Here is a 12,288-nt window from a genome sequence, read left to right on the forward strand (position 1 = left end):
TGCGTGCAGAAACGAGCTTGCGCATTCGCCATTCTCGCGGCCGGCCTGACGGCCAGTCCGGCATCGGCCTATACGGCCTACGTTTCCAACGAGAAGGACAACACGATGACCGTCGTCGACACGGCGACGATGCAGGTGGTGAAGACAGTTGAAGTCGGCCAGAGACCGCGCGGCATCACCATCTCGCATGACGGCAAGTTCGTCTACCTATGCGCCAGCGATGACGATACGGTCCAGATCATCGATACCGCGACGCTTGAAATCGTCGGTACGCTGCCATCCGGCCCCGATCCCGAATTGTTCGTGCTCTCGCCGGACGGCAAGACGCTTTATGTCGCCAATGAGGACGATAATCTCGTCACCGCCATCGACGTCGAAAGCAAGCAGGTCCTGGCCGAGATTCCGGTCGGTGTGGAACCGGAAGGCATGGGTGTCAGCCCCGATGGCAAGACCATGGTCAACACCTCGGAAACCACCAGCATGGCGCATTTCATCGACACCAGCACGCATGAGGTGACCGACAACGTGCTGGTCGACACGCGCCCGCGCTTCGCCGACTTCAAGCCCGACGGCTCCCAGGTCTGGGTCAGCGCCGAGGTCGGTGGCACTGTCAGCGTCATCGACAACGCCAAACGCGAAGTGGTGAAGAAGATCCAGTTCGCGATTCAGGGACTGCGGGCCGAAACCATCCAGCCGGTAGGCATCGCCATCACCGCCGATGGCAAGAAAGCCTATGTCGCGCTCGGCCCGGCGAACCATGTCGCGGTGATCAATACCGACACCTACGAGGTGGAGAAATACATCCTCGTCGGCCAGCGCGTCTGGCATCTGGCCTTCACGCCCGACCAGAAAACGCTGATCACCACGAATGGCAATTCCAACGATATCACCTTCATCGACACGGCCACCGACGAGCCGGTCCAATCGCTCACCGTGGGCCAGCAGCCCTGGGGTGTGGTCATTTCGCCCAAATAGCAGACATTGATCATCGGGAGGCTCAAGACATGAAACTTTTCCGCAGGTTTTTCTTCGCCGCCCTCGCCGGATTCGTCCTTGCTCCGACCGGAGCAAGCGCCGACGACGCAACACCAAAACCGTCGCGTGCCAGCAAGAACCTGCCGGAACTGATTATTGGTTCGGCCGATTCCACTTACGCCGTCAATCAGAAGGATTTCGAGCTGATCGCCGGCCAGGGCTATCGCTGGAAGATCACCTCCAAGGGCGGTTTCGAGTACAAGTTCGTCACCGACCTCTTCCGCAATGTCTGGATGGACCAGATCGTCATCAACGATTTGGAAGTGCATATGGACGGCGGACCAGCCTGGCTGGAATTCGACGACGCGGGGACGATCCAGGTGCAGTTCCATACCGTTCGCCCGGGCGAATATACCTGGTCGGTTCCCGACCTTGCCGACAAGGGACTGAAGGGCAAGATTACGATCAAGTGAGACAAAAGGCGATCAAGGCGCCAGATAGCCAACGCGTCCTGAAGGAGCGGCCCGGCATGCAGCATATGAGGAAAAGCGGTCCGGGAGAAGAGGTGGCGGCGCTCGATGTCGGTGCCGTCAGCCATTCCTATGGCCAGAAGCGGGCGCTCAACGACGTCTCCTTCTCGATCGCGCCGGCGACTTTCACCGTTCTGCTCGGCCTCAACGGGGCCGGCAAGACAACGCTGTTCTCACTGATAAGCCACCTCTACGACACGCGTCACGGATCGATCCGCATCTTCGGCCATGACATCCGCCGCGCATCCGGCGGAGCACTCAGACGCGTCGGCATCGTGTTCCAGGCACGCACGCTCGACCTCGACCTCAGCGTCTACCAGAACCTCTCATACCACGCCTCGCTGCATGGCATTGGCGGACGCGAAGCTCGCCAGCGCATTGCCGCGCTGCTTGAAACGGTCGACATGCAGGGCCGCCAGCATGACAAAGCACGCAGCCTCTCCGGCGGTCAGATGCGGCGCATCGAAATCGCCCGGGCGCTGTTGCACCGCCCTTCCCTGCTCCTGCTTGACGAGGCGACCGTAGGCCTCGACATTGAGTCTCGCGCGGGCATCCTCGCCACCATCCGCAAGCTCGTCCAAGCCGAGGGCATCGGCGTGCTCTGGGCCACGCATCTGATCGACGAAGTCGAAGACGCCGACCATGTCGTCATACTGCGGCGGGGTGATCTGGTCGCGAGCGGCAAGGTGTCGGATGTGATCCGTGCGAATGGTGGAAATTCGATTCGCGAAACCTTTTCGAAGCTCAGCCGCGTCGATGCGGCGGGCATGGCGGAGACGTCGCCATGAGCGCTCCTGCGATGCCTGGAAAGCTCGCCGGCATCATGCCGGTGAGGTCTGAGCCATTCGGCCTGCGCCACTATCTCATTTGCCTGAAAGGTGTCGTCCTGCGCGAGTGCCTGCGCTTCCTGCACCAGCGCGAACGCTTCATTTCCTCGCTGGTCCGGCCGCTCGTCTGGCTGTTCATCTTCGCCGCCGGCTTTCGCCAGGTGCTCGGCGTGTCGATCATCCCACCCTACAAGACGTATGTGCTCTACGAGGTCTATATCACGCCGGGCCTTTGCGGCATGATCCTGCTGTTTTCCGGCATGCAGTCTTCGCTGTCGATGGTCTACGACCGCGAGATGGGCAACATGCGCATCCTGCTGGTCAGCCCGTTTCCGCGCTGGTTCCTGCTGGTGTCGAAGATGCTCGCGGGCGTGGCCGTATCGATCGTGCAGGTCTACGCGTTCCTGATCGTTGCCTGGTTGTGGGGAGTCAAGGCGCCGCCACTCGGCTACCTCTATGTGCTGCCGGCACTGTTCCTGTCGGGCATGATGCTTTGCGCGCTCGGCATGCTCTTGTCTTCGCTGATCAAGCAGCTCGAAAACTTCGCCGGCATCATGAACTTCGTCATCTTTCCCGGCTATTTCGCGTCTCCGGCGCTCTATCCCTTGTGGCGCATCCAGGAGGCGAGCCCGCTGCTCTACAAGATCTGCCTCTGCAACCCGTTCACCTATGCCGTCGAACTGATCCGCTTTGCCTTTTACGGGCAGATCGAATGGCTGTCGCTGGGCATCGTGGCCGGCTGCACGCTGCTGTTTCTGGGCGGCGCCATCATCGCATACGACCCTTCGCGCGGTTTGGTGATCCGCAAGCAGGACATGGGAGGAAACGCCTGATGGCGCGAATGAGACTTGTTCACACTCTCGTTGTGGTCGCCACGCTTGCCTTCATGGGAGGCGCCGGCGCGGCAAACACCGATCCCGACTGGCCCTGCATACAGCGTAAGGTGCCACGGCTCTCGCTTGGCCAGATCTGGAATGGGCCGGAGCTTCCCGCGACCGCGAAAGATTGGGCGAAGGATGCCCGTGTGTCGGCGCTTGTCGAGGCGGTGGCAGCCCGGCGGACGCCGATTGCCGAAGCCCAGAAAGAGATCAAGGATTTCGCGACTTCCCTGCCGCCCGAACAGGTCGCACCAAAAATGACGATGCTGGTGCAGGGAATGTTCGACCATATGGACGCCGAGCGTTCGCACGTGATCTCCGGCATCTCCCGCTATGCGCACAAACAGCTCGAAATGGCGGCACAGTTGCGCAAGGAAGCATCCGAAGTCGACGCGCTGCGCGCCAAGGCCGATGCGGATCCGGACGAAGTCGAACGGCGAACCGACCAGCTGAATTTCGCGACGCGAATTTTCACCGAACGGGTCCAGTCGCTGACTTATGTCTGCGATGTGCCCACGATAATCGAGCAGCGGCTTTACCAGTTGTCGAAGACCGTCTCGGAAACGCTCGTCGTCAAGAAATAGACCTTGGCCGCCTGCCTCATGACCCCCTGCCAGGCAGCACACGCCAGCGCTGCACGAAATAACCGGGATGCGTCTCGATCCACCGAGCCACCAGCGGCTGCGCCTGCATGAAGGCAGTCCCGGGATTCATCGCCAGACCGTCTACCATTTGTTCGCGTTGTTCGCAGGTCCGCGGTACATCCGTCAGACAGACCATCATAACGAGTGTGTAAAGCATTACCCCTTTTCCCCATCGAATTCCCGAACCCTACCCGGGAGGTTTCCGAACAGTCTGCAGGGGTTGCACATACAGATCGCTTACGGGTGTGAAAGGACGTGGCCCCCGCTCTTTCGCACTGCAACATAACATGTCGCTTATATAACACCAACGATCGCGGGCGTTCTCCACCGGACTTTCGTCCGTTGCGTTCGTAAAATGTCATCCCGCCTTGTCTGGATACAGCTTTCCGAAAAGGGGCAGGTACATCGCGCCCTTGCGCATCAGGAAATCGTTGAACGTGGCCATGGCCGGCGAGATTGCGTGATCGGTTCGCATCACCGAGAACCATTGCCGGCGGATCGGCATGCCGACAACGTCGAGGATGACAAGCCGGCCTGCTTCGGTTTCCGCAGCGATGGTGTGGGCAGAGATGAAGGCGATGCCCAGACCAGCCATCACCGCCTGCTTGATCGTTTCGTTCGAGGCCATCTCGACACCAAGGTCGTCGATGCGCCCAGGCACGTCGCTCAGGAATATTTCCAACGAGATGCGGGTTCCGGAGCCGGGCTCGCGAATAAGGAAATGCTCCTCCGCGATCCGCTCCTTAGAGATATCTCGCGCCGCGACCAACGGATGGTCGGGCGGCGCGATGATGACCAGCGGGTGATCGCCGAAGACCGAAGCACGCACCGGAACCTCTTTCGCCGGGCGCCCCATCAGCGCGATGTCGATGTCGTGGTTCCTGAGGTTGTCGATCGTCTGGGCGCGGTTGCCGATGGCGAGCCGCATGTCGATGTCGGGATGGTCCTTCATGAACGCAGCCATCAGCCGCGGCGCGAAATATTTGGCGGTGGAAACGACGCCGAGCCTCAAGCTGCCGGTGCGTACGCCCTTGATGGCATCCATCTTGTCTTCGAGCAAACCGAGATGCTCCTCGATAGCCTGCGCTGTCTCGACGAAAGCCCGACCTGCGGCAGTGGGACGCATGCCGTCCGACGTTCGGTCGAACAGAGCCAGCTGGAATTCTTCCTCCACTTGCCGCAACTGGATTGTCAGCGCTGGAGGAGACAGGCCTAACATCTTGGCCGCGCTGACAATTTTGCCGCACTTGATGATTGCCTGGACGGTCTTGAAATGCTTGAGCGTGAGGTTCCTCATGCCGCATACTAAATTATTTTTAGTGGCTAGGTAAAGTTATTGAATTTTACTTATCTCGCGACGTTTGTTTCCATTCCTCCAGTCCAGCCGCTCCGAGGAGATGCGGCCGGACCGGGAGGTTACGATGCCAGCGGCAACGCTCGACGCTTTTCTGAACTCCTATCTCGGCCAGCCTGACGAATTCCGCTCGGGAGTTGTGACGACCGTCCGTCAGTTGACACAGGCCGCCATCAAGGTCCGCAACACCATCAATCAAGGGGTGCTCGGCGCCGCCTTTGCCGAAACCCGTGGCGCCAATGCCGATGGCGACGTCCAGAAGGATCTCGACGTCTTCTCCGACGACATCTTCCTCGACGCCATGCGCCGCGCACCGGTCGCGCTTTACGCCTCCGAGGAACTGGAGCAGCCGGTCCTGCTCGACAGGCAAGCGCCACTCGCCATTGCGATCGATCCGCTCGACGGCTCGTCCAACATCGACACCAACGTGTCGATCGGAACGATCTTCTCGCTCCTGACCGCAACTGGCGCGCCGGACGCTGATCCGGCCGCCTCTTTCCTGCAGGCGGGCGTGAACCAGCTAGGCGCCGGTTTCTTCATCTATGGGCCGCAGCTGGCACTCGTCCTGTCGCTCGGCAGCGGCACACATGTCTTCGTCTTCTCGACAAGGCTCGGCACCTTCGTCCAGGCCTATGAAAGCCGGATCATTCCGCAACGCACTCAGGAGTTCGCCATCAACGCCGCCAACTACCGGCACTGGGACGAGGCCGTGCGGCTCTATGTCGACGACTGCCTGGAGGGCACCGAAGGACCGCGCGAGAAGGATTTCAACATGCGCTGGATCGCCTCTCTGGTTGCCGACTGTTACCGCATTTTGATGCGCGGCGGCGTCTTTCTCTACCCCGGCGATCGACGCAAGGGCTATGGTCAGGGACGGTTGCGCCTCGTCTACGAGGCCAACCCGATCGCCTATCTCATAGAACAGGCTGGTGGTGCCGCCACCGATGCGATCAACCGCATCCTGGAAATCGAACCCGAGAGCCTGCATCAGCGCGTGCCGATGATCTTCGGGTCGGCGCGGGAAGTCGCGCGCATCACCCGCTACCACACAGAGCCGAGCAACATCGGTGAGCGTGCGCCGCTGTTCAGCCGCCGCGGCCTGTTCAGAGCCTGAGCAGCACCATGTCAGCCAAGCACCCCATCATCACCATCACCGGGTCGTCGGGCGCCGGCACGACCTCGGTCAAGCGCATCTTCGATCTGATTTTCCGGCGCGAGAACATCGAGGCCGCTTTCATCGAAGGCGACGCCTTCCACCGCTACGATCGCGCGGCGATGAAGGCAAAGGTGGCCGAGGAGGAAAAGGCCGGCAACCCGAACTTCACCCATTTCAATGCCGCGGCCAACGAACTCGGAATTCTCGAAGAGGTGTTCGCGGAATATGGCCGCCGCGGAACGGGCAAGACCCGCACCTATATTCATGATGAGGAAGAGGAAAAGCAGCACGGCACGCCACCGGGAACCTTTACCGAATGGCGCGAATTCGCTCCCAGCGACCTGCTCTTCTACGAGGGGCTGCACGGCTGTGTCGTCACCGACACGATCAATTTGGCCAAGCATGCGGATCTCAAGATCGGCGTCGTGCCGGTCATCAATCTCGAATGGATCCAGAAGATCCATCGCGACCGTTCGACACGCGGCTATTCCACCGAGGCGGTGATGGACGTGATCCTGCGCCGGATGCCCGACTATGTCCGCAACATCGTCCCGCAATTCTCGCAGACCGCCATCAACTTCCAGCGCGTGCCGATCGTCGACACGTCCAACCCGTTCATCGCGCGCTGGATCCCGACGCCCGACGAATCGATGCTGGTTATCCGCTTCGCCAATCCGCGGGGCATCGATTTTCCGTATCTGCTGTCGATGATCCACGACTCGTTCATGTCGCGGCCAAATTCCATTGTGGTGCCAGGCAACAAGCTCGATCTTGCCATGCAGTTGATCCTGACGCCGCTCATCCTGCAATTGATTGAACGCAAGAGCCGTGTGTCGTGAGGAGGATGCAATGACCAGCCAAACAGCACTGAAGCCCGTCACCACAACCGCTCCCGTCTCGGAGCGCGACATGGCGAACGCCATTCGCGCGCTGGCGATGGACAGCGTTCAAAAGGCGAATTCGGGTCACCCTGGCATGCCGATGGGCATGGCCGACGTCGCAACGGTGCTGTTCAACCGCTTCATCAATATCGATCCGTCGAGGCCGGACTGGCCCGACCGTGACCGTTTCGTGCTTTCAGCCGGCCACGGCTCGATGCTGCAATACGCACTGCATCATCTGCTCGGCTATGAAGACATGCAGATCGAGGAATTGCAGCGATTTCGGCAGTTGGGCAGCCGCACCGCCGGACATCCGGAATACGGCCATGCGCTTGGCGTGGAGACCACCACCGGACCGCTCGGACAGGGCATTTCCACGGCGGTCGGCATGGCGCTGGCGGAACGTATGCTTGCCGCCCGCTACGGTGCCGATCTGGTCGATCATCATACCTATGTCATTGCGGGCGACGGCTGCCTTCAGGAGGGCATCAGTCACGAGGCGATAGACCTCGCTGGTCACCTGAAGCTTTCCCGCCTGATTGTTTTCTGGGACGACAATGCGATTTCCATTGACGGGCCGACCTCCCTCTCCACGTCGATGGACCAGCCGGCGCGCTTCAAGGCCGCCGGCTGGGATGTCCAAAGCGTCGCCGGCCACGACATGGAGGCAGTCGCCGCGGCAATCGAGGCGGCGCGGCGGTCGGATCGGCCATCGCTGATTGCCTGCCGCACAGTGATCGGCATGGGTGCCCCCAATCTCGGCGGTTCGGAAAAGACGCACGGCGCACCGCTGGGTGAAGCAGAGATCGCCGCGACGCGCGAAAACATCGGCTGGGCCCACGCACCGTTCGATGTGCCGGATGATATCCTTTTCACCTGGCGCGAGATTGCCGGTCGCGGCGAAGCGATGCGGCGCGCCTGGGAGCAGCGGCTTGCCGCCTCGCCGCGGCGCGAGGCCTTCGAGAGCGCCGTCGCCGCCGAACTGCCCGACACGGTCTTCGAAGCGCTCGACGCCTTTCGTCGCGAACATGTCGAGAAGGCAACCAAGGTGGCGACGCGAAAAGCCTCCGAAATGGCGCTGGAGGCCATCAATGGCGCAACGGAGTTGACCGTCGGCGGCTCGGCCGATCTGACGCATTCGAATCTGACGATCACCAAGGACATGAACCGCATTGCACCGGGTGACTATGCCGGCCGCTATATTCACTACGGCATTCGTGAGCACGGCATGGCGGCCGCCATGAACGGCATCGCGCTGCATGGCGGTTTCGTGCCCTATGGCGGGACGTTCCTGTGCTTCGCCGATTATGCGCGCGGCGCGATGCGGCTCTCGGCGCTCATGGGCCAGCGCGTCATCTATGTGATGACACACGATTCCATCGGCCTCGGCGAGGACGGCCCGACGCACCAGCCGGTCGAGCACCTTGCGATGCTGCGTGCCACGCCTAATCTCAACGTCTTCCGCCCGGCGGATGTCATCGAAACGGCGGAGTGCTGGGAACTCGCGCTAAAGAGCAAGGATCGGCCGAGCGTCCTGGTGCTGTCGCGCCAGAACCTGCCGATGCTGCGTCGGTCGCACAGCGACGAGAACCGCTCCTGCCAGGGCGCTTACATCCTGCGGGAGCCGGCAAGGCACCGCGCCGTCACCCTGATCGCCACCGGCTCGGAGGTCGAGATCGCGGTTGCTGCCGCCGAAAGGCTGGAGACTGAGCATGGCGTCGCCGCCGCCGTCGTGTCGATGCCGTGCTGGGAGCTTTTCGAGGAGCAGGAAAGCGCCACCCGCAAGGCCGTCCTCGGCTCGGCGCCGCGCGTCGCGGTCGAAGCAGCAGCCCGGCTGGGCTGGGACCGCTGGATCGGCGAGACCGGTGCTTTCGTCGGCATGACCGGCTTCGGCGCCAGCGCCCCTGCCCCCGACCTCTACCGGCATTTCAACATAACGTCCGAAGCGGTTGCTGCAGCGGCACTGAAGCTCATCATCTAGGAGGATTCACAATGGCTCGCATCACCCTTCGCCAGCTTCTCGACCATGCCGCCGAGCACGGCTACGGCGTACCGGCATTCAACATCAACAACATGGAACAGGGCCTCGCCATCATGGAAGCGGCCAAGGCCTGCGACGCGCCTGTCATCATCCAGGCTTCGCGTGGCGCCCGATCCTATGCCAACGACATCATGCTGGCCAAGATGATGGAGGCGCTGACCGAAATCCACCCGACCATCCCGCTATGCATCCATCAAGACCACGGCAACAGCGAGGCCACCTGCCTTTCCGCGATCCGCCACGGCTTCACCTCGGTGATGATGGACGGATCCTTGATGGCGGACGCCAAGACGCCGGCCAGCTACGACTACAACGTCGCCATAACCGAACGCGTCGCACGCATGGCGCATTGGGTCGGCGCTTCCGTCGAAGGCGAACTGGGTGTGCTCGGCTCGCTGGAAACCGGTCAAAGCGAGGCAGAGGATGGCCACGGCGCCGAAGGCGCGCTTTCCCACGACCAGTTGTTGACCGATCCCGATCAGGCGGTCGACTTTGTGACCGCAACCCAGGTCGACGCGCTGGCGATCGCCTGCGGCACCTCGCACGGCGCCTACAAATTCACCCGCAAGCCGGACGGCGATATCCTGGCCATGCAGGTGATCGAGGCGATCCACGAAAAGCTGCCCAACACGCATCTGGTCATGCACGGCTCGTCCTCGGTGCCGCAGGAGCTGCAGGACATTATCAACAGATACGGCGGCGAGATGCCCCAGACCTTTGGCGTTCCGGTCGAGGAGATCGAGCGCGGCATCCGCTACGGCGTGCGCAAGGTCAACATCGACACCGATTGCCGCATGGCCATGGCCGGGCAGTTCCGCCGCGTCGCGACGGAAGACCCGCGCGAGTTCGATCCCCGTAAATTCCTGAAACCCGCCATGGACGCCTTGCGCGACCTTTGCCGGGACCGGTTCGAGCGTTTCGGCACGGCGTCCAACGCCTCGAAGATCAAGGTCATCGCCATGGACGAGATGGCGAAACGTTACGCCGCGGGAAAACTCGATCCCCATATCGCAATCGCGAAAGCCGCCTGAGCAACAAACAGGAGACCTGTCATGAACAAGATCGACATACTGCCAGCGGGGACGCTCAAGGAAGGCAAGGAACGCTACAAGTCAGGGGTCATCCCCTACAAGAAGATGGGTTACTGGGAGCCGGACTACAGGCCCAAGGAGACCGATCTGATCGCCATGTTCCGGATCACGCCGCAGCCGGGCGTCGACCACGAGGAGGCGGCCGCGGCCATCGCCGGCGAATCCTCCACCGCGACGTGGACCGTGGTGTGGACCGACCGACTGACGGCTTGCGAGCTCTATCGCGCCAAGGCGTTCAGATCCGAGCCGGTGCCGAACACCGGTCCCGGAACCAAGACCGAGCAACAGTACTTCGCCTACATCGCCTACGACCTCGACCTGTTCGAGCCGGGCTCGATCGCCAATTTGACCGCATCGATCATCGGCAATGTGTTCGGCTTCAAGGCAGTCAAGGCGCTGCGGCTGGAAGACATGCGTATCCCGGTGGCGTACCTCAAAACCTTCCAGGGGCCGGCGACAGGCATCGTGGTGGAGCGTGAGCGGCTCGACAAGTTCGGCCGGCCGCTGCTCGGCGCGACGACGAAGCCGAAGCTCGGCCTGTCGGGCCGCAATTACGGCCGCGTCGTTTACGAAGCGCTGAAGGGGGGCCTCGACTTCGTCAAGGACGACGAGAATATCAACTCGCAGCCCTTCATGCACTGGCGCGACCGCTTCCTCTACTGCATGGAGGCCGTGAACAAGGCGTCGGCTGCCACCGGCGAGGTCAAGGGCCATTATCTCAACGTCACCGCCGGCACGATGGAGGAGATGTACGAGCGCGCCGAATTCGCCAAGCAGCTTGGTTCCTGCATCGTCATGATCGACCTCGTCATCGGCTACACGGCGATCCAGTCGATGGCCAAGTGGGCACGCCGCAACGACATGATCCTGCACCTGCACCGTGCCGGCAACTCGACCTATTCGCGCCAGAAGAACCACGGCATGAATTTCCGCGTCATCTGCAAATGGATGCGCATGGCCGGCGTCGACCACATCCATGCCGGCACGGTGGTCGGCAAGCTGGAAGGCGACCCGCTCATGATCAAGGGATTTTATGACACGCTGCGCGAGGAGCGCACGCCGCAGAACCTCGAAACCGGGCTGTTCTTCGATCAGGAATGGGCCTCGCTCAACAAGGTGATGCCCGTCGCCTCGGGCGGCATCCATGCCGGCCAGATGCACCAGTTGATCCACTATCTCGGCGAGGACGTCATCCTGCAGTTCGGCGGCGGCACAATCGGCCATCCGGACGGCATCCAGGCAGGCGCGACGGCCAATCGCGTCGCCTTGGAAGCGATGATCCTGGCCCGCAACGAGGGGCGCGATTATTTGCGCGAAGGGACCAAGATCCTCGAACAGGCGGCCAGATGGTGCACGCCGCTGAAGGCTGCCCTGGAGACCTGGAAGGACGTCACCTTCAACTACGAATCGACCGACACGGCCGACTTCGTGCCAACAGCAACGCCCAGCTTCTAGACGAAAGGAACCATCGTCATGATGACCAATCCGGGAAACAAGGTCACACAGGGGCAGTTCTCGTTCCTGCCCGATCTGACCGACGAACAGATTTCGGCGCAGATCAAATACGCGCTGAAGAACCATTGGGCGGTCAGCGTCGAGTACACGGACGATCCGCATCCGCGAAATACCTATTGGGAAATGTACGGCAACCCGATGTTCGACTTGAAAGATCCGGCGGGCATACTGCTCGAGGTCAACGCTTGCCGGAAAGCCTGTCCGAACATGTATGTGCGGGTAACCGCCTTCGATTCGACCAAGGGCTGGGAAGCCCCGCGCATGTCGTTCATTGTCAACCGGCCGCCCAGCGAACCCGGGTTCCGGCTGCTGCGCCAGGAGCGCGACGGCCGCAGCCAGGGTTATTCGATCGTGCCTTATGCGACCGACAGGCCCGAGGGCGAGCGGAGCTAGCTG

At 61.7% G+C, this 12,288-nt stretch carries 13 protein-coding genes; 11 read left to right on the forward strand and 2 right to left on the reverse strand.

Going from position 1 to position 12,288, the window contains the following annotated elements; translation table 11 throughout:
- Positions 1-3: 3 nt before the first annotated feature.
- From EJ079_RS26705 to EJ079_RS26725, 5 genes are read left to right on the forward strand one after another with little or no spacing between them, the layout of a single operon-like run.
- Positions 4-975 (forward strand): YVTN family beta-propeller repeat protein, encoded by a 972-nt coding sequence (locus EJ079_RS26705; RefSeq protein WP_127268107.1) that lies wholly within the window; start codon positions 4-6, stop codon positions 973-975.
- 29 nt (positions 976-1,004) lie between these two features.
- Entirely contained in the window at positions 1,005-1,448 is a 444-nt protein-coding gene (locus EJ079_RS26710) for a hypothetical protein (RefSeq protein WP_127269840.1), read from the forward strand.
- A 56-nt stretch (positions 1,449-1,504) separates the two neighbouring features.
- A complete protein-coding gene (locus EJ079_RS26715) occupies positions 1,505-2,293 on the forward strand; it encodes an ATP-binding cassette domain-containing protein (RefSeq protein WP_127810604.1) in 789 nt (262 codons plus the stop codon).
- 35 nt (positions 2,294-2,328) lie between these two features.
- Positions 2,329-3,165, forward strand: coding sequence for an ABC transporter permease (locus EJ079_RS26720; RefSeq protein ID WP_164873992.1), 837 nt, complete (start codon positions 2,329-2,331; stop codon positions 3,163-3,165).
- Entirely contained in the window at positions 3,165-3,794 is a 630-nt protein-coding gene (locus tag EJ079_RS26725) for a hypothetical protein (RefSeq protein ID WP_127810606.1), read from the forward strand. Before EJ079_RS26720 ends, EJ079_RS26725 begins: the two co-directional genes overlap by 1 nt.
- A gap of 16 nt (positions 3,795-3,810) precedes the next feature.
- Here the strand turns inward: EJ079_RS26725 and EJ079_RS26730 are convergent, their stop codons facing one another.
- Positions 3,811-4,011, reverse strand: a complete 201-nt coding sequence (locus EJ079_RS26730) for a hypothetical protein (RefSeq protein ID WP_023810407.1) — start codon at positions 4,009-4,011, stop codon at positions 3,811-3,813.
- Positions 4,012-4,212: 201 nt separating this feature from the next.
- Positions 4,213-5,151, reverse strand: a complete 939-nt coding sequence (locus tag EJ079_RS26735; RefSeq protein ID WP_127810607.1) for a LysR family transcriptional regulator — start codon at positions 5,149-5,151, stop codon at positions 4,213-4,215.
- Positions 5,152-5,275: 124 nt separating this feature from the next.
- Between EJ079_RS26735 and EJ079_RS26740 the strand changes: the two genes are divergently transcribed.
- The 6 genes from EJ079_RS26740 to EJ079_RS26765 are packed head-to-tail and all read left to right on the forward strand — an operon-like array spanning position 5,276 to position 12,285.
- Positions 5,276-6,322 carry a class 1 fructose-bisphosphatase gene (locus tag EJ079_RS26740; protein ID WP_127810608.1) on the forward strand — a complete coding sequence of 349 codons (1,047 nt, stop codon included), beginning with the start codon at positions 5,276-5,278 and terminating at the stop codon, positions 6,320-6,322.
- 8 nt (positions 6,323-6,330) lie between these two features.
- Positions 6,331-7,203 (forward strand): phosphoribulokinase, encoded by an 873-nt coding sequence (locus EJ079_RS26745; RefSeq protein WP_127395372.1) that lies wholly within the window; start codon positions 6,331-6,333, stop codon positions 7,201-7,203.
- A gap of 10 nt (positions 7,204-7,213) precedes the next feature.
- Positions 7,214-9,226 carry a transketolase gene (tkt, locus tag EJ079_RS26750; protein WP_127810609.1) on the forward strand — a complete coding sequence of 671 codons (2,013 nt, stop codon included), beginning with the start codon at positions 7,214-7,216 and terminating at the stop codon, positions 9,224-9,226.
- Positions 9,227-9,237: 11 nt separating this feature from the next.
- On the forward strand, positions 9,238-10,317 hold the full coding sequence (gene fba, locus EJ079_RS26755) for a class II fructose-bisphosphate aldolase (protein ID WP_127395374.1): 1,080 nt from the start codon (positions 9,238-9,240) through the stop codon (positions 10,315-10,317).
- Between the two features lie 21 nt (positions 10,318-10,338).
- Positions 10,339-11,832 carry a ribulose-bisphosphate carboxylase large subunit gene (locus EJ079_RS26760; protein WP_013532056.1) on the forward strand — a complete coding sequence of 498 codons (1,494 nt, stop codon included), beginning with the start codon at positions 10,339-10,341 and terminating at the stop codon, positions 11,830-11,832.
- An 18-nt stretch (positions 11,833-11,850) separates the two neighbouring features.
- On the forward strand, positions 11,851-12,285 hold the full coding sequence (locus tag EJ079_RS26765; protein ID WP_013532057.1) for a ribulose bisphosphate carboxylase small subunit: 435 nt from the start codon (positions 11,851-11,853) through the stop codon (positions 12,283-12,285).
- Positions 12,286-12,288 lie beyond the last annotated feature (3 nt).

It is taken from the genome of Mesorhizobium sp. M7A.F.Ce.TU.012.03.2.1 (assembly GCF_004006095.1).
Lineage (GTDB): Bacteria > Pseudomonadota > Alphaproteobacteria > Rhizobiales > Rhizobiaceae > Mesorhizobium.

Bases quoted from the DNA above. Each gene is read 5' to 3' on its own strand.
- fba (WP_127395374.1), top strand. From the start codon at position 9,238: ATGGCTCGCATCACCCTTCGCCAGCTTCTCGACCATGCCGCCGAGCAC.
- EJ079_RS26745 (WP_127395372.1), top strand. From the start codon at position 6,331: ATGTCAGCCAAGCACCCCATCATCACCATCACCGGGTCGTCGGGCGCC.
- EJ079_RS26725 (WP_127810606.1), top strand. From the start codon at position 3,165: ATGGCGCGAATGAGACTTGTTCACACTCTCGTTGTGGTCGCCACGCTT.
- EJ079_RS26730 (WP_023810407.1), bottom strand. From the start codon at position 4,011: ATGCTTTACACACTCGTTATGATGGTCTGTCTGACGGATGTACCGCGG.
- EJ079_RS26740 (WP_127810608.1), top strand. From the start codon at position 5,276: ATGCCAGCGGCAACGCTCGACGCTTTTCTGAACTCCTATCTCGGCCAG.
- EJ079_RS26715 (WP_127810604.1), top strand. From the start codon at position 1,505: ATGCAGCATATGAGGAAAAGCGGTCCGGGAGAAGAGGTGGCGGCGCTC.
- EJ079_RS26760 (WP_013532056.1), top strand. From the start codon at position 10,339: ATGAACAAGATCGACATACTGCCAGCGGGGACGCTCAAGGAAGGCAAG.
- EJ079_RS26710 (WP_127269840.1), top strand. From the start codon at position 1,005: ATGAAACTTTTCCGCAGGTTTTTCTTCGCCGCCCTCGCCGGATTCGTC.
- tkt (WP_127810609.1), top strand. From the start codon at position 7,214: ATGACCAGCCAAACAGCACTGAAGCCCGTCACCACAACCGCTCCCGTC.
- EJ079_RS26735 (WP_127810607.1), bottom strand. From the start codon at position 5,151: ATGAGGAACCTCACGCTCAAGCATTTCAAGACCGTCCAGGCAATCATC.
- EJ079_RS26720 (WP_164873992.1), top strand. From the start codon at position 2,329: ATGCCGGTGAGGTCTGAGCCATTCGGCCTGCGCCACTATCTCATTTGC.
- EJ079_RS26765 (WP_013532057.1), top strand. From the start codon at position 11,851: ATGATGACCAATCCGGGAAACAAGGTCACACAGGGGCAGTTCTCGTTC.